Annotated in this window: 19 protein-coding genes; 14 read left to right on the top strand and 5 right to left on the bottom strand. The window is 64.3% G+C overall.

Annotation, left to right across the window (positions count from 1 at the left end; all coding sequences use genetic code 11):
• The first annotated feature begins 10 nt into the window (after positions 1 to 10).
• Genes nuoL through nuoN form a run of 3 tightly spaced genes read left to right on the top strand, consistent with a single transcriptional unit; the run spans position 11 to position 4,958 of the window.
• Positions 11 to 1,882, top strand: a complete 1,872-nt coding sequence (gene nuoL, locus MTX35_RS01695) for an NADH-quinone oxidoreductase subunit L (RefSeq protein ID WP_243593288.1) — start codon at positions 11 to 13, stop codon at positions 1,880 to 1,882.
• A gap of 35 nt (positions 1,883 to 1,917) precedes the next feature.
• Positions 1,918 to 3,417, top strand: a complete 1,500-nt coding sequence (locus MTX35_RS01690) for an NADH-quinone oxidoreductase subunit M (protein WP_243593614.1) — start codon at positions 1,918 to 1,920, stop codon at positions 3,415 to 3,417.
• Positions 3,414 to 4,958: an NADH-quinone oxidoreductase subunit NuoN gene (nuoN, locus tag MTX35_RS01685; RefSeq protein ID WP_243593287.1), complete on the top strand. Its 1,545-nt coding sequence runs from the start codon at positions 3,414 to 3,416 to the stop codon at positions 4,956 to 4,958. Before MTX35_RS01690 ends, nuoN begins: the two co-directional genes overlap by 4 nt.
• A gap of 11 nt (positions 4,959 to 4,969) precedes the next feature.
• Here the strand turns inward: nuoN and MTX35_RS01680 are convergent, their stop codons facing one another.
• A complete protein-coding gene (locus tag MTX35_RS01680) occupies positions 4,970 to 5,449 on the bottom strand; it encodes a DUF4188 domain-containing protein (RefSeq protein WP_243593286.1) in 480 nt (159 codons plus the stop codon).
• A 76-nt stretch (positions 5,450 to 5,525) separates the two neighbouring features.
• Here MTX35_RS01680 and MTX35_RS01675 point away from each other — a divergent pair, with 76 nt between their 5' ends.
• The gene (locus tag MTX35_RS01675; protein ID WP_243593285.1) at positions 5,526 to 6,119 is read left to right on the top strand and encodes a TetR/AcrR family transcriptional regulator; all 594 of its coding nucleotides are present in this window, start codon (positions 5,526 to 5,528) and stop codon (positions 6,117 to 6,119) included.
• On the opposite strand, the gene MTX35_RS01670 is transcribed toward MTX35_RS01675, so the two are convergent.
• Positions 6,113 to 6,991, bottom strand: coding sequence for a YdcF family protein (locus MTX35_RS01670; RefSeq protein ID WP_243593284.1), 879 nt, complete (start codon positions 6,989 to 6,991; stop codon positions 6,113 to 6,115). The genes MTX35_RS01675 and MTX35_RS01670 overlap by 7 nt on opposite strands.
• A 164-nt stretch (positions 6,992 to 7,155) precedes the next feature.
• Complete coding sequence (locus MTX35_RS01665) at positions 7,156 to 7,410, bottom strand: hypothetical protein (protein ID WP_121872464.1); 255 nt, start codon at positions 7,408 to 7,410, stop codon at positions 7,156 to 7,158.
• A gap of 235 nt (positions 7,411 to 7,645) precedes the next feature.
• On the opposite strand from MTX35_RS01665, the gene MTX35_RS01660 reads away from it, so the two are divergent.
• The 6 genes from MTX35_RS01660 to MTX35_RS01635 all read left to right on the top strand — a co-directional run bounded on the left by MTX35_RS01660 (position 7,646) and on the right by MTX35_RS01635 (position 18,064).
• Positions 7,646 to 9,136, top strand: a complete 1,491-nt coding sequence (locus tag MTX35_RS01660) for an aldehyde dehydrogenase family protein (RefSeq protein WP_279395588.1) — start codon at positions 7,646 to 7,648, stop codon at positions 9,134 to 9,136.
• 24 nt (positions 9,137 to 9,160) lie between these two features.
• Complete coding sequence (locus MTX35_RS01655) at positions 9,161 to 10,672, top strand: APC family permease (protein ID WP_243593282.1); 1,512 nt, start codon at positions 9,161 to 9,163, stop codon at positions 10,670 to 10,672.
• A 12-nt stretch (positions 10,673 to 10,684) separates the two neighbouring features.
• Positions 10,685 to 12,232: a GMC family oxidoreductase gene (locus tag MTX35_RS01650; RefSeq protein ID WP_243593281.1), complete on the top strand. Its 1,548-nt coding sequence runs from the start codon at positions 10,685 to 10,687 to the stop codon at positions 12,230 to 12,232.
• Positions 12,222 to 14,171, top strand: coding sequence for a putative nucleotidyltransferase substrate binding domain-containing protein (locus MTX35_RS01645; protein ID WP_243593280.1), 1,950 nt, complete (start codon positions 12,222 to 12,224; stop codon positions 14,169 to 14,171). The genes MTX35_RS01650 and MTX35_RS01645 overlap by 11 nt, the downstream gene beginning before the upstream one ends.
• A 24-nt stretch (positions 14,172 to 14,195) precedes the next feature.
• Entirely contained in the window at positions 14,196 to 16,874 is a 2,679-nt protein-coding gene (locus MTX35_RS01640; RefSeq protein WP_243593279.1) for a glucosidase, read from the top strand.
• Between the two features lie 83 nt (positions 16,875 to 16,957).
• Complete coding sequence (locus MTX35_RS01635) at positions 16,958 to 18,064, top strand: alcohol dehydrogenase catalytic domain-containing protein (protein WP_243593278.1); 1,107 nt, start codon at positions 16,958 to 16,960, stop codon at positions 18,062 to 18,064.
• A gap of 3 nt (positions 18,065 to 18,067) precedes the next feature.
• On the opposite strand, the gene MTX35_RS01630 is transcribed toward MTX35_RS01635, so the two are convergent.
• Positions 18,068 to 18,856, bottom strand: coding sequence for an ABC transporter ATP-binding protein (locus MTX35_RS01630; protein ID WP_243593277.1), 789 nt, complete (start codon positions 18,854 to 18,856; stop codon positions 18,068 to 18,070).
• 91 nt (positions 18,857 to 18,947) lie between these two features.
• Here MTX35_RS01630 and dapB point away from each other — a divergent pair, with 91 nt between their 5' ends.
• From dapB to MTX35_RS01615, 3 genes are read left to right on the top strand one after another with little or no spacing between them, the layout of a single operon-like run.
• Positions 18,948 to 19,706: a 4-hydroxy-tetrahydrodipicolinate reductase gene (gene dapB / locus MTX35_RS01625; protein WP_243593276.1), complete on the top strand. Its 759-nt coding sequence runs from the start codon at positions 18,948 to 18,950 to the stop codon at positions 19,704 to 19,706.
• A gap of 50 nt (positions 19,707 to 19,756) precedes the next feature.
• The gene (locus MTX35_RS01620) at positions 19,757 to 20,176 is read left to right on the top strand and encodes a hypothetical protein (protein WP_243593613.1); all 420 of its coding nucleotides are present in this window, start codon (positions 19,757 to 19,759) and stop codon (positions 20,174 to 20,176) included.
• A gap of 6 nt (positions 20,177 to 20,182) precedes the next feature.
• Entirely contained in the window at positions 20,183 to 20,635 is a 453-nt protein-coding gene (locus MTX35_RS01615) for an NAD(P)H-dependent oxidoreductase (RefSeq protein WP_243593275.1), read from the top strand.
• A gap of 171 nt (positions 20,636 to 20,806) precedes the next feature.
• Here the strand turns inward: MTX35_RS01615 and MTX35_RS01610 are convergent, their stop codons facing one another.
• On the bottom strand, positions 20,807 to 21,250 hold the full coding sequence (locus tag MTX35_RS01610; RefSeq protein WP_243593274.1) for a hypothetical protein: 444 nt from the start codon (positions 21,248 to 21,250) through the stop codon (positions 20,807 to 20,809).
• Between the two features lie 136 nt (positions 21,251 to 21,386).
• Between MTX35_RS01610 and MTX35_RS01605 the strand changes: the two genes are divergently transcribed.
• Positions 21,387 to 22,748: an OFA family MFS transporter gene (locus MTX35_RS01605; protein ID WP_243593273.1), complete on the top strand. Its 1,362-nt coding sequence runs from the start codon at positions 21,387 to 21,389 to the stop codon at positions 22,746 to 22,748.
• Positions 22,749 to 22,785 lie beyond the last annotated feature (37 nt).

Raw genomic sequence — 22,785 nt, 5'->3', positions numbered from 1 at the left:
GGGCGCAGAAATGATGTCGATACTGTGGCTTCTGCCGGCTCTGCCGGCCTTCGGAGCGGCGTTCCTGCTGCTCGGTGGTAGGCGCACCGACCGGTGGGGGCACCTCGTCGCGACGGCAACAGCGGTGTCCTCGTTCGCTGTTGCCGCAGTGGTGTTCGGGTCGATGCTCGGGCGCGCGGAGTCCGGCCGTGCTCTCACCCAGACACTGTTCCGGTGGGTTCCGGTAGACGAACTGCAGGTCGAATTCGGCTTGCGCGCAGACCAATTGTCGATCTGCTTCGTCCTGCTGATCACCGGGGTCGGGTCGCTCATTCATGTGTACTCCATCGGCTACATGAGCCACGACGCCGAGCGGCGACGCTTCTTCGCGTACCTCAACCTGTTTTTGGCAGCCATGCTGCTCCTGGTTCTGGCCGACAACTTCCTCGGTCTCTATCTCGGGTGGGAGGGTGTCGGTCTGGCGTCGTATCTGCTCATCGGCTTCTGGCAGCACAAACCGTCGGCCGCATCGGCTGCCCGAAAAGCGTTCGTGGTCAACCGAGTCGGCGATATCGGGTTGGCCGTCGCACTGATGATCATGTTCGTCAACTTCGGCTCCGTGCAGTACGACGTCGTGTTCGCCGGAATCGGCGAGGCGAGCGAATCGGTGGCCACCGCCATGGCGCTGATGCTGCTGCTGGCCGCGTGTGGAAAGTCGGCGCAGGTGCCGCTGCAGTCGTGGCTCGGCGACGCCATGGAGGGCCCGACACCGGTGTCGGCATTGATTCACGCGGCCACGATGGTCACGGCCGGGGTGTATCTCATCGTGCGCTCGGGTCCGGTATTCGAGGCGTCGCCTGCTGCCCGCGCGGCGACCGTCGCCGTCGGGGCGGTCACCCTGCTGTTCGGTGCCGTCATCGGTTGCGCGAAGGACGACATCAAGAAGGCGCTCGCGGCGTCGACGATGAGTCAGATCGGGTACATGGTGCTCGCGGCCGGCCTCGGCCCCTCCGGGTACGCCTACGCCATCGTGCTGTTGATCTCGCACGGCTTCTTCAAAGCGGGCCTGTTCCTGGGCGCGGGTTCGGTGATGCACGCCATGAACGACGAGACCGACATGCGGAAGTTCGGTGGACTCCGCGCCGCGATGCCGATCACATTCGTCACGTTCGGCCTCGGCTACCTGGCCATCATCGGTCTGCCGCCGTTCTCCGGCTTCTTCGCCAAGGACCCGATCATCGAAGTCGCATTCGCCGCCGGGGGAGTGGCCGGTCCGATTCTCGGCTGCGTGACACTGCTCGGTGCAGGCCTGACGGCCTTCTACATGACCCGGGTGATGCTGATGACGTTCTTCGGTCCGAAACGCTGGTCCGCACAGGCACATCCGCACGAGGCGTCGGCGACGATGACTGCCCCGATGATCGTGTTGGCCGTCGGTTCGGTGGCCTCGGGAGCTTTCCTCGCGGTGGGCGGACGACTCGAGGAATGGCTGGAACCCGTGGTGGGATCGGCACACGAGGAGCACGCGATTCCGGCGTGGGTGGTCACCGTCGCCGTGCTGGTGGTGGTGCTGGCCGGCGCTACCGTCGCCTACCGCAAGTACATCGTGGGTGAGGTTCCGCCGATACCACCCGCGGACGTGTCACCCTTGACCCGAGCTGCACGTGCCGATCTCTACGGAGATGCCGTCAACGAGGCGGCTTTCATGCGTCCCGGGCAGACGCTGACACGTGCACTGGTGCACGCCGACAACGGTATCGACGCAGTCGTGGACGGGGTGGGGAGCACGATCGGCGGTGCATCGACGCGGTCCCGGCAGCTGCAAACGGGATATGTGCGGTCGTATGCGTTGGCGATGTTGGCCGGAGCCGTTCTCGTGGTACTGATGGTGGTGATTCTGTGACGACTCCCTGGTTGACCGTCCTGTGGGTGCTCCCGATGCTCGGTGCGATCGTCGTCGCCCTGGTGCCTGCCGCTCGTCCGACGGTAGCGCGCAGTGCCGCAGTGGGTTTCGCTGCCGGGACCTTGGTCGTGTCAGTCGCACTGGCGGTGTCGTTCGACTCCGGTGGTGATCGGTACCAGTTCGTCGAAGACCACGCCTGGATAGCGGCGTTCGGTGCGCGGTACACCCTCGGCCTGGACGGAATCGGCCTCGTCCTGGTGTTGCTCACCACCGTCCTCACGCCCTTGCTGCTCGTCGCGGGCTGGTACGACGGCAGTCGCGTCGCGAACTACGGCTCCCGCCGGGTGTCGCACACGTACATGGCGTTGATCCTGGTGGTCGAGTCGATGGTGCTCGTCTCGTTCACCGCGTTGGACGTGTTGTTGTTCTACATCTTCTTCGAGGCGATGCTGATTCCGATGTATTTTCTCATCGGTGGTTTCGGGGGAGTCCATCGCACGCGCGCCGCGGTGAAGTTCCTGCTGTACAACCTGTTCGGCGGTCTGGTGATGTTGGCGGCCGTCATCGGCCTGTACGTGGTGACCGCGCGACCCGACGGGCCTTTCGAAGGTGGGACGTTCGATCTGCGCGCGATCGCCGACGCGGCGGCATCGGGCGGACTCGGTGTCGATCCGATGGTGCTGAACGCGCTGTTCCTCGGCTTCATGTTTGCTTTCGCGATCAAGTCACCGTTGTGGCCGTTCCATTCGTGGCTCCCCGACGCCGCAGTGCAGTCCACACCCGCGACCGCGGTGCTTATGATGTCGGTGGTGGACAAGGTCGGCACGTTCGCGATGCTGCGGTTCTGTCTCGAACTCTTCCCTGGCTCGTCGCAGACGTTCGCCCCGTGGATCATCACTCTTGCGGTCATCGGCATCGTCTACGGCGCGATACTCGCGATCGGCCAGACCGACATGATGAGACTGATTGCCTACACATCGATTTCGCACTTCGGGTTCATCATCCTCGGCATCTTCGCCATGACCGGTCAGAGTCAGGCCGGTGCCACGCTCTACATGGTCAACCATGGAATCTCCACGGCCGCACTGTTCTTGATCGCGGGCTTCCTCGTGTCGCGTCGAGGGTCGAGACAGATCGCCGACTACGGCGGTGTGCAGAAGGTGGCACCGGTTCTTGCCGGAACCTTCTTGATCTCCGGACTCGCCACGCTCTCGCTACCCGGTCTCGCCCCGTTCGTGAGCGAATTCCTGGTGCTGATCGGCACGTTCGGTCGATACGGAGTCGCCGCGATCGTTGCCGCCGGAGCCCTTGTGCTGTCGGCGATCTACATCTTGTGGCTCTACCAGCGCGTCATGACCGGGCCGGTCCGGGAGGGCAACGAGAAGGTGTCCGATCTCGTTCGCCGCGAGCTGACCGTGGTGGTGCCGTTGATCGCGCTGCTGATCGTCCTCGGGGTGTATCCGAAACCCGCGCTCGATGTCATCACTCCAGCAGTGCAATCCACGATCGTCGACAATGCAGGAGGTCAGCGATGACCACACCAGACGTGCAGTACGGCCTGCTCGCGCCGATGTTGATCGTGTTCGCGGTCGCAGTTCTGGGCGTACTCGTCGAGGCGTTCGTACCGCCGCGGGCCCGCCGCGCCACGCATCTGGGGCTTGCTCTCGGGGGACTGGTTGCGGCGTTGGCGGCGATCCTCGGTCTGGCGGGCACCGAGGCGTCGGCGATGTCCGGGGCAGTCGCGATCGACGGGCCGACCCTGTTTCTGCAGGGAACCATTGTGCTGGTCTCGATTCCGGCCATAGCACTGATGGCCGAGCGCACCGTTGCCGTCACCGGGGCCGGTGCCGAGCGCCGCATCGATTCTTTCACTCCGCAGGCGTCGACCACTCCGGGCAGCGTGGCGGAGAAGGAGGCCATCGATGCAGGCGTCGCGCAGACCGAGGTGTTTCCTCTGGCGATGTTCGCGATCGGCGGCATGTTGCTGTTTCCGGCGTCCACGGATCTGCTCACGATGTTCGTTGCGCTCGAAGTGCTGTCGTTGCCGCTGTATCTGCTCTGCGGACTGGCTCGACGGCGGCGGTTGCTCTCGCAGGAAGCGGCTCTCAAATACTTTCTGCTGGGCGCGTTCTCGTCCGCGTTCTTCCTGTTCGGTGTTGCATTCCTGTACGGATATGCCGGAACCGTTCGGTTGGACGGAATCGCCGACGCCATCGCGGTGGACGGTCAGGGTAGATCGCTTGCGTTGATCGGAACCGCCTTGCTCGCAGTGGGTCTGTTGTTCAAGGTCGGCGCGGTGCCCTTCCACTCGTGGATTCCCGACGTCTACCAGGGTGCCCCCACTCCGGTGACGGCTCTGATGGCCACGGTGACCAAGGTCGCGGCATTCGGTGCGATTCTCCGCATCTTCGGGATGGCGCTACCCGGTCTCGAATCGAGCTGGCGCCCGATGCTGTGGGTCGTCGCCATCGCGACGATGGTGCTGGGTTCGGTTGTCGCGGTGACGCAGACGGATGTCAAACGCATGCTGGCGTATTCGTCCGTTGCGCACACCGGATTCATCCTCACCGGAGTGACCGCGCTGGGTAATTCCGGTGTGTCGGCCACGATGTTCTATCTGTTGGCGTATGCCTTCAGCACTCTCGGGGGATTCGCGATCATCGGGTTGGCCCGCGACGAACGCGGTGAAGTGAGCGATCTCGAACGATGGGCGGGAATCGGTCGTCGGTCACCGCTGGTGGCTGCGGTGTTCGGATTGTTCCTGCTCTCGTTCGCCGGCATTCCGCTCACCAGTGGGTTCATCGGCAAGTTCGCGGTGTTCAGCGCTGCCTCGGGTGCCGGAGGAGCGGCCCTGGTCGTCGTCGGGGTGGTGTGCAGCGCGATTGCAGCATTCTTCTACGTGCGGGTGATAGTGCTGATGTTCTTCACCGATCCGGGCGAGAGGACCGCCACGATCGTGCGTCCGACCGCGTCGGTGTCGTGCGCGATCGGGGTCTCGGTTGTGGTCACCGTAGCGCTCGGAGTCTTTCCGCAGCCCGTTCTGGATCTTGCTTCGCGTGCCGGAAACTTCGTGTGAACATCGAGTCCTTACTTCGCGGACTTCATTCTCTGCTTCCACGTGTGTGAGCCTGTGCCGACCGGGATTCCACCGATGGCTCCCGCGAGACCGAATCTGGGCATGTTGACGTAGATCGCCTCACTGTTCTGTGCTGTCGCGGTATAGGTTTCGTGCCACACGCCGACGTTGCGGGTTGCGGCTACCGATCGGTTGAACGCGCGCCAGGCGGGTGCATGGGGTGCGTCGGGATCGGAGGCAAATCGTGTCAGGTCCTCGGCGTTGCGCCAATAGCTGACGAGCATGGTGGTGCGGCCCAACCACGAGTGGTAGCCGAGAAGTCCGGAGGCGGGATCGTGCTCGAGATGGCTGAGCATCCGCGGCATTGCGCGCACCGCGGGTAGCCAGGAACGAACGGCCACCGGATTGTTGATGCGCATTCCGATGAGAAAGACCGCGACGGTGTCTCGCTCGGTGTCGACCGTGGCGCGGCCGTCGATGATGGGTTGCATGACGTGTTCCCGTCTGTTCGGGGAAGAAGCATCTCTGTGACACTGTTATAAAACACTGTTGTGGTAAGTTTCGCAAGTGGCGAGACCGAGAATTCACGATGCCGAACTGCGGACCCGGCTACTCGAGGCCGCGGCGGAAGGCGTTGCTCGACACGGCGTCGACTCGCTGTCTCTACGTAAGCTGGCGGCTGCGCAGGGCACCTCGACCACGGCGATCTATTCTCTCTTCGGTGGTCGCGCCGAGTTGCTGGTCGCCCTGTTCGCTGCGTCTTTCTCGAGTTTCGGTGACGCCCAGCGGCAGGTGCCGGTCACCAGCGACCCCGAGGTCGATCTGCGCGCACTTGCCGTTGCCTACCGGCACTGGGCTCTGCACAACCCACATCTGTACGCGGTGATGTTCGGCGGCGTACTCGGTTCGGTCGATGTATTTGAAGAGGCGCAACTCGCCGCCGCTGCGATGGACCCGCTTCGGGCGGCGGTAGCGCGTGCCGTCGCGGACGGCATCATGACCGGCGCGTCGGTCGACTTGATCAGCCATTCGTTCTGGGCGATCGTGCACGGGTTGGTGTCGCTCGAGTTGGCGATGCCCACGAACCCCGACGAGGAGATTCGCGGAGCGATGTTCGACGCCGGGACGGAGTCGGTGCTCCGAGGATGGACGCGTCAGTAGGTGCGCGGTATCCCGAGGATCTTGGTGGCGTCGACGGTCATACCCAACCGTGCCGTCGGGGCGAGCGCAGGAAGATCCGGGAGATCGTCGGGAGTCGATGTCGCAGCGCCGATCACGTCGGAGCCGGCGATCTCGAAGTCGGATATTGCGCGTCGTAGATGGCTCGGGGTCGTTGCCAGTACCAGATTCAGGGCACCGATCTCGGCTGCCAGGTCGGTGGCGCGCTGTGCGTTCTGCACCGTCGAATTCGCGGTCGACTCGGTGTGAATGCGGTCGGCCGCGATGCCTTCTTCGAGAAGCCACCGCTGCATCGCGTCGGCTTCGGTGATGCCGCTCTGCGGATTCCCGCCGGTGACGATGATGGGGGACTCGGCGGAGCGCTCCGCCGCGGCGACGGCCGACCGTAGACGCGCCACCAACTCGGGTGTCATGCTGCCGTCGCCGTTCAAGCCCAGCCCGAGTACTACGATCGCGGTGCGGGGTCCGTCGGTGGTCGGCGCGAAGTCGATTGTCTCCGTGGCGGCTTCGTCGATGACGGCGATGGCTCGTTCGACTTCGCCGGCGAGGGTAGGAGACAGGCCGCGTAGGCGAGATCCATGCTCTGCCAGGGCGGCGGTATCGGCGGTCGCGTTGGCATAGAACGTCTGCAGCGCTGCCACGTTGGCATCGTCCGGAGCGGCGGCTTCGAGCGCACCGAGTGCGGCGAACCCGGCGTCGTAGCGACCCTTCACCAACGCATCCTGTGCGTCGTTGTACTGGTCCGCGTCTGCCGAGCGAACCGACTCGGCGACGATCGCCGGGGCCGACGCCTCGGGCTCGGCCATCGCCGTGATCGAGCCGAAACCGACAGCGATCGCTGCGGCGCAAGCCACGACGGCAAAGCGAACGGTCGGGCGTACTCGGCCTTGTCGCACCACTGACGTCCTTCCGAAGGTGACGGGTTTCCGTCACCCTAGCTCAGTTCGGGGTCAGTGTGACTGGTGTGAGCAGAGTTGTTCGAGTTGCACGAATGTACTTCTGTACAGGAACTCTGCCGTCACAGACTGACGGGGGCGCGTCCGCGATCGGCGGGTTCGATGGTCACCTCGGCATCGGGAAGGAAAACTCGCTCCGTCGTCGTGGTTCCGTCGACGCCATCGGTCACCGTCACCGCCACGCTCTCCGCAACCTGGCCCGCGCTTTCGATGAATCCGGTCGCGACACCCTCCTCGATGAGCAGATGATCACCCACCAGGAGAAGAAGCTCGTCCGCCGTCACCGTCCGTCTGCCGCCCACATCTTCGATAGTCATGAATCCCACCGTAGTGCGAATTGTCCGAATGGGTCGTTGCTCGGGCTCCGCTCCCGGATTCGCGCTGGTCGTGTAGCAGGCTCAGATACCGGCACAACGGGCACGCGAACATCATTCGCGAACAGATCGATGGAGCCACCGGGTGCTGAGGGCATAACGTAGACACACGATCAGGCCCCCACACGGAAGAAGGTGCGGAGTGACCGACTCCGATGCAGGATTCGACCCGACGTCGCTGCGTCCGTCGTTGTTCGTCGACGGGCAGTGGCAGGGATCCAGTGACGGTGGAACCCGAGACATCGTGAACCCCGCGGACGGCAGCACGGTTGCCGTCGTCGACGAGGCCACCCCCGACGATGCGCTGCGCGCGGTGGCAGTGGCACGGTCGGCGTTCGACGATGGACCGTGGCGGTCGGTGACCGTCGGTGAGCGCAGCGATCTACTGAACCGCATCGCAGATCTACTTCAGAGGGACAAGGCCGAGCTCGCGCGTATCGAGACTCTCGATACCGGAAAGACCTTCGGCGAGAGTGAAATCGACATCGACGACGTGACGTCGGTCTTCCGCTTCTACGCCGATCTTGCAGTGGTGCAGGCGGATCGTCTGATCGACGTCGACCGACCCGAAATTCTCAGCCGCGTTGTACACGAGCCGATCGGCGTCTGCGTCATGATCGCGCCGTGGAACTATCCGCTGCTTCAGATCTCGTGGAAGATCGCCCCCGCTCTGGCAGCCGGCTGCACGATGGTCCTCAAGCCGAGTGAGGTGACTCCGCTCAGCACCATCGCGTTCACCAAGCTGGTGGAAGAAGCCGGAGTGCCGGCGGGTGTGGTGAACCTGCTGCAGGGCAGTGGTGCCGTTCTCGGGGACGCACTCACCAGGAACCGCGACGTCGACTTCATCTCGTTCACCGGCGGTCTGGCGACAGGCAGGCACATCTTGGCCGCGGCGGCCGAGAACGTCACCAAGGTGGCCGTCGAGCTCGGCGGCAAGAACCCGCACATCGTCTTTGCCGACGCCGTAGCCGACGATCAGGCCTTCGCCGACTCCGTCGACAACGTCCTGACCGGAGTCTTTCTGCATTCGGGTCAGGTGTGTTCGGCCGGCACTCGACTCATCATCGAAGAATCGGTCGCCGACCGCTTCGTTGCAGCCGTGGCCGAACGCGCGAAGACCATCGTGATCGGTCCTGGAATGGACCCGGCGAGCGAGACCGGTCCGCTGGTGTCGCAGGCGCAGCGCGAGAAGATCGAAGCTTTCGTCGCGGGCGGCATCGAGGAGGGCGCAACACTGGTCATCGGCGGAACGAAACCGGACAATTCGGCTCTGGACGAGGGCAGCTATTTTCTACCGACGATTTTCGACCACTGCGATCGGTCGATGAATATCGTGCAGGAGGAGACATTCGGGCCCATACTCACTGTGGAGCGCTTCGACACCGAGGCCGAAGCACTCCTGTTGGGTAACGATACGAATTACGGTCTCGCCGCGGGAGTTCGGACGTCCGACGCCGCACGAGGCGAAAGAATGGTACGTGGGCTGCGCCATGGCACGGTGTGGCTCAACGACTTCGGTGTGTACACGGCGGCCGCGGAATGGGGCGGCTTCAAACAGTCCGGGAACGGACGCGAGCTCGGCCCGTCCGGAATGTCCGAATATCAAGAAGCGAAGCATATTTGGCACAACACCTCACCCACGGCGGCGGGGTGGTTCGGTACCCGATAGAGCACGATGGGAAAGGCCACAGGCATGGCACTACTGAACGACAATTCGAGCGGAATGGACGACTTCGGCTACAAGGAGTCACTCGATCGAAGTCTCGGCAAATTCGCCAGCTTCGCCGCAGGCGTCAGCTACATCTCCATTCTCACCGGCACGTTCCAACTGTTCTACTTCGGTTTCGGCACCGCCGGGCCGGCATACCTGTGGTCGTGGCCTGCAGTGTTCGTCGGCCAACTCTGCGTGGCACTGTGCTTCATGGAGTTGGCCGCGAAGTATCCGGTGGCGGGATCGGTGTACAACTGGGCGAAGCTGTTGGGCCGCAGAATCGTCGGTTGGTCGGCGGGCTGGTTGATGCTCACGGCGTCGATCGTGACACTGGCCGCCGTTGCCCTGGCTCTGCAGCTGAACTTGCCACGCATCTGGAGCGGGTTCCAGATCATCGGCGACGGCTCGGGTGCCTCCGACTTCGCGGCCAACGCAGTGCTGCTCGGTGCGATTCTGATCGCCATCACCACTACGATCAACGCGCTCGGCGTTCGACTGATGGCCATGATCAACAGTGCGGGTGTGTTCATCGAACTGATTGCTGCCGTTCTCATCGCGATCCTGCTCGCGGCCAACATCACTCGGGGGCCCGAGGTGTTCTTCTCCTCCAACGGCTACGGTGCCGGTGAGAGCGGCGGCTACCTCGGTGCCTTCCTGGTCGCGTCGCTGGCGTCGGGTTACGTCATGTACGGATTCGACACCGCGAGCTCGCTCGGGGAGGAAACCGTCGAACCGCGGCGCACCGCCCCCAAAGCGATCTTTCGCGCCATCCTCGCCTCGTTCGTCATCGGCGGAGCCATCCTGGTGTTCGCCGTCATGGCCGCGCCGGACTTGAACGATCCTTCCCTCGGCAGCCCCGACGGCAGCCTGCAGTCGATCGTCGAAGCGGTGATGTGGGGCCCGCTGGGCACCGTCTTCCTCATCTGCATCGTCGTTGCGGTCTTCGTCTGCTCTCTGGCAGTGCACACCGCGGCGATCCGGCTCACGTTCGCCATGGCGCGAGACAACGCGTTGCCCTTCGGTGAGAGTCTGGCCAAGGTGAATCCGAAGACCCAGACCCCGGTGGTACCCGCGGTGACCATCGGCGTGCTGGCCATCGTCATTCTCGTCGTCAACATCGGTCAGCCGCAGATCTTCACGGTCCTCACCTCGATCGCGATCATCATGATCTACCTCGCGTATCTGATGGTCACCGGACCATTGTTGGTCAAGCGCATCAAAGGCGAGTGGCCGCCGGCGGATCTCAAACCCGGCGGATACTTCACGATGGGTAAGTTCGGCCTGCCGGTCAACATTGCGGCGGTGGTGTGGGGTGCCGGGATGGCGCTCAACCTCGCCTGGCCGCGCGAGGCCGTGTATGGAACCCCCTGGTACAACACGTTCGGTGCGTTCGTCTACATCGGCGGCATCCTGGGCGTAGGCCTGCTGTGGTACGCAGTCAAGGGACGCAAGCACATCGGCACTCTGAAATCACATGCCTCCACGGGCGACTAGAAGGAGCGTGCAGTGACAGACACCCAGTTCGATTACGTTGTCGCGGGTGGCGGGACGGCGGGGTGTGTCCTCGCTGCGCGGCTGAGCGAGGACCCCTCCGTCAGTGTCTGTTTGGTCGAGGCAGGTCCGACCGACGTCGGCGACAAGGCAATTCTCGAACTGGTGGACTGGATGCATCTGCTGGACTCCGGCTACGACTGGGACTATCCCGTCGAACCACAGGAGCGCGGCAACAGCTTCATGCGGCACGCGCGGGCGAAAGTGCTCGGTGGCTGCTCCTCGCACAACTCCTGCATCGCCTTTCACCCTCCGGCCGAAACCCTCGACGATTGGGCGGCTGCGGGCGCGACGGGGTGGGGCGCGTCGGAGATCCTGCCGTTCGTCGCGCGCGTGGAGAACAACGACACCGGTCGTGGACACGACGGCCCGGTGCGGATTCGCGACGTGCCGCCGAACGATCCGTGCGGTGCGGCAGTGCTCGAATCGGCCGCCGGGATAGGTCTTCCCACGGTCGCATTCAACCGCGGAACGCCTGTACTCAACGGTGCCGGCTGGTTCCAGATCAACGCGGGAGAGGACGGCTCGCGGATGTCGACCTCCCACGCTTACCTGCATCCGATCATCGGCACGCGGCCGAACCTCGAGGTGCGCACCGACTGCTGGATCAGCGAGATCCTGATCGACGAATCGCTGACCGCGACCGGAGTGCGGTACCAGCGCCCCGACCTGACCGGCTACGACACCGTCTCGGCGCGGCGCGAGGTGATCGTCACCGCCGGTGCCATCGACACTCCGAAGTTGTTGATGCTCTCCGGAATCGGACCGGCAGCCCAGCTGCAGGAGATGGGTATCACCGTTCGGGTCGACTCACCCGGAGTGGGCGAGAACCTCGACGACCACGTCGAAGGGCTGGTGTTCTGGGAGGCGAGCAAGCCGATGGTCACCACGTCCTCGCAATGGTGGGAGATCGGGGTGTTCGCGCAGACCGATTCGTCGCTGAACTACCCGGACATCATGATGCATTACGGCAGTGTGCCGTTCGACATGAACACCCTCCGCTGGGGCTATCCGACCACCGACAACGGGTTCTGTCTGACGCCGAATGTGACCCAGGGGCGCTCGCGAGGGACTGTTCGTCTGCGCAGCAGAGACTTTCGTGACCGTGCCAAGGTGGATCCGCGTTATTTCACCGACCCGGACGGCCACGACGACGCGGTGATGCTCGCCGGTCTGAAGCTGGCGCGCGCTATTGCCGCAGACGGTCCACTCGCGGGATGGATCGAACGCGAACTCGCCCCAGGGCCCGACGCCGTCACGGACGACGACCTGCTCGATTACGTGCACAAGACTCACAACACGGTCTATCACCCGGCCGGCACTGTCCGGATGGGATCGGTGGACGACGCCATGGCCGTGCTCGATCCCGAGCTACGGGTCAAGGGCATCTCGCGTCTGCGCGTGGTCGATGCGTCGGCGATGCCGAAGCTGCCCTACGTCAATCCCAACATCACGGTGATGACCATGGCGGAAAAGTGCGCCGACCTGATCCGTGGCGGATAGATCGGAGCTTGCCGACTTCCTCGGCGCGCACCCACCATTCCAAGGCGCGTCACCTGCGGTACTGACCGACATCGCCGCAGCCGCCGTCGAACGCGAGTACCGCGGTGGCGCATGGGTTGTGGGCCCGACGTCGAAGCCCGACGGGGCCGACATCGTATGGGTGGTGCTTACCGGTCTGGTGGTGATCGTGCACCCCGACGACACCTCGCCCGCCGATGTACCGATCGACACCATCGGTCCGGGTGGAGTCTTCGGTTTCTCGGCGCTGCTTGCCGGCGGGACGGTCGAATTCTGTGCGCGAGCAATAGAACCGAGTGTCGTTCTGCAGTTACCCGGTGCGCTGGTTCGGCCGTTGTTCGCAACGCCCACCGGTCTGGCGTTTCTGGCCGATGCCGTCAACTCCTCCTCTGCATACCGTGGGGGACCGGTGGAGGGCAGCGCCGGACGGACCGTCGGCGAATTGGTCTCTGCACCTGCGGTGTTCACGCCCGTCGGCACCACTGTTCGAGATGCCGTCCGGCAGATGACCGAGCAGGGCAGCTCCTACGTTCTGGTTCCGCTGCGTGGTTCACGCCACGGCATCTTCACCGACCGCGACCTCCGAATTCGTGTGGTGGCCGCCGGTATCGGCGTCGACACTCCTATCGAGAAGGTCATGACCTCGCCCGCCGAGACCGTCACTGCGGACCGGTTGGCAGGCACCGTGCTGATGGACATGCTCGAGCGAGGCATGCGCCACATGCCGGTGGTGTCCGCTCGCGGTGAGGTGCTGGGCGTCGTCGAGGATTCGGATCTGCATGCCGCATCCACCCGACGCAGTTTTGTGGTCCGTCGAGCGGTGGCATCGGCATCGACCTCCGCCGAACTCGCGGACGCAGGCAGGCTCGTGCCCCGCCTGGTGGTGGATCTGTTCAAGGGCGGAACCGATGCGATGGCGGTCAGCGCGATTCTCTCCGTCGTGGTCGACAGCCTCGTCCGCCGGGCCGTCGAGATCGAATGGACCGCACGTCCGGACGTACCCCGTGACCACTTCGCCTGGATCACGCTCGGCAGCGTGGCCCGTCGAGAAGCCATGCCCTCCTCGGACGTCGACAGCGCATTGACCTGGTCGGATGCAACCGCGGACCCCGATGTGCGAGGGACATCGAACGCGGTGCCGACAACCCGCGACGAGGCGCTGATGGATCTGGCGGCTCGCGTGCACGTGAGCCTCGACGGTGCCGGGTTGCCGTCGGATACCAACGGCGCGGTCGCGAGCTCGCCCCGATTCGCACGCTCGGCCGGTCAGTGGGAAAGGGCCGCGGCTCACTGGCTCAGCAACCCATTCGGCGATCGAGGAAAAGCAGGAACCTCTGGTCGTTCCGCAGGCTTCACTCCGGCTGGGGACTCCGGCCTCATCATGTCCTCTCTGATGATCGACGGCAGAGTGGTGTGGGGCCCGAGGGCACTGCACACCGTGCCCGAGGCCTACCGTCGACTCCTGGTCGATCACCCCGACGCATTGCGGTTGCAACTGCGTGATGCGCTCGCCGGCCGCGCGCGGTTGCGTTCGCTGCGCGACGTGCTGGCTCGGCGCGGCGGCACGTTCGACCTCAAGGCCCATGCGCTGACTCCCATCGTCAACCTCGCTCGGTGGGGTGGGTTGTCGGTCGGCATCGCCTCGTCTTCGACTCCCGCGCGGCTCGCGGCGGCGTCGGGCAACGGCATGCTCTCCGAACGCGATGTCGCCACACTGACCGAGGTGTTCGCCCTGCTGCAGCGGCTGCGACTGTCGCATCAGATCGACCAGATCGCAGCGGGCCACCGCCCCGGGGACGTGCTGATCATGGCCGATCTGTCGCCGCTCGAACGAAGCCTGCTGACCGACGGTGTCCGCGAGATCGCCGCGGTGCAGCGCCGCGTCGGGTATCTGGCGGCCAACGTCGGCGTGCATCGTTGAGCGCGAACGACCAGACTGTGTGCCGTGACCACCAATCCCGTGAGCGTTCCCATCCCGTCCACCGTCGAACACCATCGGCTGGCGGAATCGCCCGGGGTCAGCGGCCCGTGGCGGCAGTGGGGACCGTACCTGGCGGGACGGCAGTGGGGGACGGTTCGTGAGGACTACTCGGAAGACGGAAACGCCTGGGCGTCGTTCCCGTTCGATCAGGCGCACAAGCGGGCCTACCGCTGGGGTGAGGACGGCATCGGGGGAATCTGCGATCGCTTCGGGTTCCTGAACTTCTCGTTCGCACTGTGGAATCGCAAGGATCCGATCCTCAAGGAACGGTTGTTCGGTCTCGCCAACGAAGAGGGCAATCACGGCGAGGACGTCAAGGAGTACTTCTGGGCGGTCGACGGAACACCGACACACAGTTGGATGCAGTGGCTCTACCGCTATCCGCACGCGGAATATCCCTACGCCCAACTGAGGGAAGAGAATGCCCGACGCGGCCGTGACGACCGCGAGTACGAGTTGGCCGACACCGGGATCCTCGACGAGAACAGATTCTTCGACGTCCAGGTCACGTATGCGAAGGCCTCGCCTGACGACATCTGCATCACCATTTCCATCACCAACCACGGACCCGAATCGGCGTCGGTCGACCTACTGCCGCACCTGTGGCTGCGCAACACGTGGTCGTGGGGGCGCGACGACCGAGGCGGTTCACTGGCTCAGCTGACTCCACCGGACCTCATGGCAGGTGGACTCGAAGCCATCGCCGTCGATCACGGATTTCTCGGTCGCTACTACCTCAGTGCCGAAGGAACGCCGGCAGTTCTGTTCTGCGACAACGAAACCAATGCCGAAGCCCTGTGGGGACAGGAGAACATCTCCGCCTATCCCAAGGACGGCATCGGCCGCCGCGTCGTAGACGACGATCTCGATGCGGTCAACCCCGAGCAGACCGGAACGAAGGCGGCGTTCTGGTACCGATTCGACGATATCGCTCCTGGTGCAACCGAATCGGTAAAACTGCGATTGTCGCCCAACCGTCCTGACGAGCAGACGTTCGGGACCGGATTCGATGCGGTCAACACCGATCGCCAGGCCGAGGCGGACGAGTTCTACGGCGCGGTGATCGGTGCCGACCTCACCGATGTCGACCGACATGTGGCACGGCGCGCCTATGCCGGGTTGCTGTGGACCAAGCAGCTCTATCGATACGACGTCGAGGAGTGGATCGAGGGCGACAAGGTCGGCGCCCCGGCACCGGACTCGAGGCAGGACCCGGGTGGACGCAATGCGCACTGGCGTCATCTGGCGCTGGCCGATGTGATCTCGATGCCCGACGAGTGGGAATACCCGTGGTTCGCGGCCTGGGACCTGGCTTTCCATGCGATTCCGTTGGCGCACGTCGACGCCGATTTCGCCAAGGAACAATTGGTGCTCATGTGCCGGGAATGGGCCATGCACCCCAATGGCCAACTGCCCGCGTACGAGTGGGAGTTCGGTGACGTCAACCCGCCCGTGCACGCGTGGGCGGCGTGGCACGTCTATCGCATCGACGGCTATCGGGATCGCGAATTCCTGGTGCGGGTGTTCACCAAGCTGCTGCTCAATTTCGCGTGGTGGGTCAACCGCAAGGACTCCGAGGGCTCGAACATCTTCGAGGGCGGATTCCTCGGCATGGACAACATCGGCTTGTTCAACCGCTCTGCTCCGCTGCCTCCCGGCTTCCGGCTCGAGCAGTCCGACGCGACGAGTTGGATGGCGTTCTACTGCCAGCAGATGTTCAAGATCGCACTGGAACTCGCGCGTCACGACAGCGCCTGGGACGACGTCGCGACCAAGTTCTTCTCACACTTCCTCTCGATCGCCAAAGCCGTCAATTCGTTCGGTTCGCAGCATATTTCGTTGTGGCACGAGGAGGACGGGTTCTTCTACGACGTCCTGGTTCAACCCGAGGGTGACGCGGTGCCGATGCGGGTTCGGTCGATGGTCGGTCTGCTGCCCATTCTCGGTGCTACCGAGATTCCGCCGTGGGTCGAGGAGGAATGCCCCGACCTCACCGCTCGCCTGCGATGGATCCAACGCCGGCGACCGGAGATGGTCAGCCCGTTGCTGGCTCGGCGTGAGGGCGGCGAGGTGCGCATGTTGCTGACACTCGTCCAACCCGAGCGGCTCAAGCGCATCCTGGCCCGCATGTTCGACTCCGAGGAGTTCTTGTCGCACTTCGGAATTCGTTCGCTCTCGGCCTCGTATCGCGAGCCGGTGACCTTCGACGTCGACGGCCGTAGCCTGTCCATCGAGTACGAGCCGGGGGAGTCGCGTACCGGGATGTTCGGTGGCAACTCCAACTGGCGTGGTCCGGTGTGGTTCCCGGTGAACGTGCTGCTGGCCGACAAGTTGCGCGCCTACGGCCGGTACTACGGCGACTCGTTCACCATCGAGATCCCCACCGGCTCGGGAAACCATCGCACTCTCACCGACGCCGCCGACCTGATCGACAACGGTCTCGCCGGACTGTTCCGGCCGGTGGACGGCAAGAGACCTGCCGACGGTAATCGCATCGAATCGAGTGCCGATCCGCTGTGGAGCGAGCACCCGAGCTTCAACGAGTACTTCGACGGAGACACCGGCGAGGGACTCGGGGCCACCCATCAAACTGGCTGGACCGCTCTGGTTGCGCACCTGCTCAGGCCACGTCTGCCGCTGTGAGGGCCTGCGGCCCACGTGCACGAAAATTCGTAGTGGGCTACGAAGTTCCGCGCACATGCGGCGGAGCCGCATAGTCTGGCGGGATGAAGATTCGCGGCGCAGTACTCGAAGAAATCGGCCGATCACGTCCCTTCGCGGACTCGCATCCCATCACCGTCTCGGACCTCGAGCTCGGCTCGCCGGGCGAGGGCGAACTGCTGATCAGAATCGAAGCCGCAGGGCTGTGCCACTCGGACCTGTCGGTGGTCGACGGCAATCGAGTTCGTCCGGTCCCGATGCTGCTCGGCCACGAGGCCGCAGGCCGAGTCGAGGAAGTCGGACCAGGCGTCGACGACATCGCGGTCGGCACTCGCGTCGTCATGACGTTCCTGCCGCGCTGTGGCGAATGCGCCGGCTGCGCCACCGACGGCCAGATGCCCTGCGTCACCGGAAGTGCGTCGAACAATGCCGGCACACTGCTCGGCGGCGGCATCAAATTGCACCGGGACGGGGAAGAGATCAAGCATCACCTCGGAGTCTCCGGATTCGCCACACACGCGGTGGTGAGCCGAAAGTCGGTGGTGCCGGTCGAGGACGACATCCCGGCCGATATCGCAGCAGTCCTCGGTTGTGCGGTACTGACCGGCGGCGGCGCGGTGCTCAACGCCGGTACTCCGAAGCCTGGGCAATCGGTGATGGTGGTGGGCCTCGGTGGAGTCGGCATGGCAGCCGTTCTGACGGCCGTATCGGTGGGTGCCGGGGAGGTCATCGGTGTCGACGGAGTCCCGGACAAGCTGTCCACTGCAACCGAACTCGGTGCCACACAGGTCTACTCACCCGCCGAGCTCGCCGAGAAGGGAATCAAGGCAGACATCGTCATCGAGGCGGCAGGCAACGCACGCGCCTTCGAAACTGCGGTCGCAGCAACGGCTCCGGGAGGCAAGACCATCACGGTCGGCCTCCCCGCACCCGACGCCCGCTCGTCCATCTCACCCTTGGGCCTGGTGGCGGAAGCTCGCACGATCATCGGCAGCTACCTGGGCTCCGCTGTGCCTGCACGCGACATCCCGACCTACGCCCAGATGTGGCGTGAGGGACGGCTTCCCGTCGAGAAGTTGATCTCGTCGCGAATCACGTTGGACGAGATCAACCGCGGCATGGACGAATTGGCCGACGGCAACGCAATCCGTCAGGTCATCGTCTTCGACTGATCGTCAGCGGTGGGCTGCTGTCGCGACCCACCGGCCGCGCTGCTTCGAGATGTCGATGGGGTGGTCGAAACACTCACTGATGTTGTCTGTGGTCAGCACCGCGTCGACGGTTCCCTGCGCCTGCACTGTGCCGTCGCGGATGAGCAGGGCGTGGGTGGTCGAGGTCGGGATTTCCTCGAGGTGATGAGTGACCAGGATGCTGGCCAGGGTCGGGTGTTCGGTGCGCAGCGAGTCGAGTGCACTCAGAAGTTGTTCGCGGGCAGCGAGATCGAGCCCGGTGGCGGGCTCGTCGAGCAACAGCAGTGCGGGGTCGGGCAGCAGAGCGCGCGCGATGAGCGCTCGACCTCGCTCGCCCTGCGACAGTGTGTGCCACGACGCGTCGAGTCGATGACCGACACCGAGCGACTCGATCAGCCGGTGAGCCCGTGCGATCTCGCTGTCGGTGGCCGACCATCGTGGGATCAGGTCGGGGGTGTTTGTCAGTCCGGTCAACACGACCTGGAGCAACGTCAATGGAGCCTCGACCTTCAGACGGGGATCGACGTGGCCGATGTGCGTCCGCAACTCGCGCATGTCCACCTGCCCGAGGCGATGACCCAGGACGTGCACGGAACCCTGCGTGGGATGAACGAGCGCGCCCAGCAGGCTGAGGAGGGTGGATTTGCCCGCGCCGTTGGCACCGAGCAACACCCAGTGTTCACCCTCCTCCACCCGCACACTGGCGTTGCTCAGCAGGTATCGACCGCCGCGGACGAGATCGACTCGGTCGGCGAACAGGACGCTGGAGGACACCGGACGACCGTAGCTGCCGGGGTGGATCGCAGAGAAGTAGGCTCTGAGGTCGGTAGAACCGACAAGACGACGAAACGAGTGTGGGTACGACGTGAGTGCAACGGCACCTGTTCGAGTAGGGGTACTGGGGTCACGCGGCAAGGTCGGTCAGGCCATCTGTGCCGCCGTCGAAGCAGCTGATGATCTCGAGCTCGTGGCTACTGTCGACCAGGGCGATCCGCTGGCGAACTTCGTCGATGCGAACGCCCAGGTGGTCGTGGATTTCACCCATCCCGACGTGGTGATGGACAACCTGCAGTTCCTGATCGAGCAGGGCATTCATGCCGTGGTCGGCACCACCGGTTTCGACGACCGGCGGCTCGAGCAGGTTCGCGAATGGCTGGCAGGATCGCCGCAGACGGGTGTGCTGATCGCACCGAACTTCGCCATCGGCGCGGTGCTGTCGATGCGATTCGCGCAGCAGGCCGCGCGGTTCTTCGATTCGGTCGAGGTGATCGAACTGCACCACCCCAACAAGGCCGACGCGCCGTCGGGCACGGCGTATCGCACTGCCGCCCTGATCGCCGAGGCGCGCGCCGCCGCTGGCACTGCACCGAGCCCCGATGCGACGACGACCGAACTGGACGGCGCACGTGGTGCCGACGTGGACGGAGTGCGTGTGCACTCGATCCGGCTCGCGGGACTCGTTGCGCATCAAGAGGTTCTGCTCGGCACGCAGGGGGAGACCCTGAGCATTCGGCACGACTCGCTCGATCGAACGTCCTTCGCGCCCGGAGTCCTTCTCGGAGTCCGCGAGATCGCCGGACGCCCGGGGTTGACCGTCGGCCTCGATCCGCTGCTGGATCTGTGAGCTGATCGACGGTGAACAAAACGACGAAGGTACTCGCCATCATCACGGTGATGGTGCTGATCCTCGGCTTCTACTTCTTCCTGCTCGGCCAGCGCGGTGTGACGCTTATCCAGAACGGTGGCGTGGCGAGCATCTCCCTGGGGATCGGTGTTCTGCTGCTACCGATCCTCGGGTTGTGGATCGTGTGGGCCACCCTCAAAGCGGGGTTCGACCATCAGAGACTGGCCTCTCGCATCCGCGACGAAGGTCTCGAACTCGACGTTTCCGAGCTTCCGAGAAGGCCGTCGGGACGGATCGAACGCGACGCGGCGGACGAGCTTTTCCAGCAGATCAAGACCGAGTGGGAGAAGGATCCGGACAACTGGCGCAACTCGTACCGATTGGCTCGCGCCTACGACTACGCCGGCGACCGTGGACGGGCACGCGAGACGATGAAACGTGCTGTGGCACTGGAACGTGCAGAGAGCTGACGTAGCGTGACGCGCACCCTGTTGGTGGTTCACCACACGCCGAGCCCGCTCACACGCGAGCTGCTCGAGGCGGTTCTCGCCGGAGCACGTGATCCCGAGGTCACCGGCGTGGACGTGCGCAGTGTGCCTGCTCTCGGCGCGACCGTCCCGGACGTACTCGAAGCCGACGGCTTCCTCTTCGGTACACCGGCGAACTTCGGCTACATGAGCGGGGCGCTCAAGCACTTCTTCGACACCGTGTACTACCCGTGCCTCGATGCCGTGGCCGGAAAGCCCTACGCCGCCTGGGTTCACGGCAACGACGACACCGTCGGTGCCGGACGGGCCATCGAGAAGATCGCATCGGGGTGGGGTCTCGAGAAGGTCTTCGGCACCGTGCATATCGCGGAGAGCGGCAAGCCCACACGTGAGCGATGCTACGAATTGGGCGGCACAGTCGCGGCCGGACTGTCCGACTGACGGTTACGTTCCATCATGGACTTCGACCTTTAGGCCCGGTTCCTGCCCGAGCGGTGTCGATCGGTGCCCCCGGGGGCTACGACGGTCGGCCGGTGCTGACTCACCCCGTCGAGGAACCCGGATCGACCCAACTCGCAGACGCCCTGAGGGCACTTCTTCGGAGCTACTGACTCAGTCGGATTCGGCGGGGGAGTCCGCGCGCAGAATGTCGTCGGCGGGAATTTGCAGCGGAATCTCGAGCAGACGTTCCGGCCAACTCGGGTACGCGGGCCGAATCCACACCCGGTTGTCGTCGAGTTGCGTCATCAGCACTCGCCGCCACGGCCAATCATCCTGCGGTGCAGACAAATCGGTCATCGACTCCAGGGGCAGGGGTGCCTTCGTCCAATGTGGAGCCGACAGCGATGCCAGACCGCGATCCTCGAGGTGGGCGATCGCAGTCTCGATCGGAACGCCCCGCGCAACGATGATTCCGACGGGATTGACGGCGTCGACCAGATAATTCTCGTCGTGTTCGTCCTGTGCATTCGTGTCGTGTGCAACGGTCCATCCGATGACCTCGCCATCGGAGGCTCGTCTCACCGGCAATCTGCTGCGCCACCGCTCGATGTCCACACTCTCGAGGTTACGCGGCGCGATTCGGTGAGTTCGGTGAAGAAACTATTCCCGAATGTGAGCAGGTAAGTCGATGCCGTGTTTGACTGCAGGAGATAGTTGATGTTTGTACCGCTCTCGATACCAAGGGATTTCGATGACCCTCCGCATTCTCGATCGCTCCGCCATCGTCGCGACACCCGAGTGGAGTCGCTGGTTGATACCCCCGGCGGCGCTGTCCATCCACCTCGCGATCGGATCCGCCTACGCCTGGAGCGTGTTCAAGAACGCCATCTCCCAACCCGACGCGCTCGGACTCAGCGGAACCGTGACCGCCATCCCGTTCCAGCTCGCCATCGTGATGCTCGGGCTGTCCGCCGCGATCTTCGGAACTCGTGTCGAGAAGAACGGCCCACGGTGGGCCATGGCCGTCTCGCTGGTGTTCTTCGTGTCCGGACTGCTGTTGTCGGCGCTCGGCATGGCGCTCGGACAGTTCTGGCTGGTGATCTTCGGTTACGGATTCGTCGGCGGTATCGGCCTCGGAATCGGCTACATCTCTCCGGTGTCCACCCTGATGAAGTGGTTCCCGGACCGGCCGGGCATGGCCACCGGAATCGCCATCATGGGCTTCGGCGGCGGCGCACTCATCGCGTCCCCGCTCACCAGCCAGCTGATGGTGAATTTCGGCGGCTTCACCGACGGTTCCATCGCCAAGACGTTCCTCACTCTGGGCATCGGATACGCGGTGTTCATGGCACTGGGCGTCGTGCTCATCAGAGTGCCCGCCGAGGGATGGACTCCGGCCGGGTGGACCCCGCCCGCGTCGTCGGCGATGGTGTCGACGCACAACGTCTCGGCCGCGAACGCGGTCAAGACACCGCAGTTCTGGCTGCTGTGGGTCGTGTTGTGCTTCAACGTCACTGCCGGGATCGGCATTCTCGAACGCGGATCGGGTATCTACCAGGACTTCTTTCCCGACGCGACCTCGCCCGAATCCTTGGCCGCCGCGGCCGCCGGCTTCGTCGCGTTCCTCTCCTTGACCAACATGATCGGACGGTTCGTCTGGTCGTCGGTATCCGACGTGGTGGGGCGCAAGAACATCTACCGGATGTATCTCGGCGTCGGCGCACTGCTGTACCTCTACATCGCTCTGTTCACGAACACCAACAAGATCCTGTTCATGGTGTCGGCCCTGCTGATCCTGTCTTTCTACGGCGCGGGATTCGCGACGGTTCCGGCCTATCTCAAGGACCTCTTCGGCACGTACCAGGTAGGCGCGATCCACGGACGGCTCCTGACCGCGTGGTCGGTCGCCGGTGTACTGGGACCACTGATCGTCAATGCCATCGCCGACGCCGGGGAGCCGGGAACCACCGGCCGGTACCTGCCGGCGTTCTACGTGATGATCGGACTGCTGGCGGTCGGGTTCCTGGCCAACGAAGCAATCAAGCCGGTTGCCTCGAAGTACCACGAATCGGATCACACGGGTTCGGCAGCCACTACAGGAGCGAAGGCATGAGCGGCGGAAAGAAGCAGGTCACGATGGCGGTTGCATG

Source organism: Rhodococcus sp. ARC_M12 (assembly GCF_022810385.1).
In the GTDB taxonomy this organism is placed as follows: domain Bacteria; phylum Actinomycetota; class Actinomycetes; order Mycobacteriales; family Mycobacteriaceae; genus Rhodococcoides; species Rhodococcoides navarretei.
Note: the sequence above shows the minus strand (reverse complement) of the source record. Positions and strands in the feature narration are given on the sequence as shown.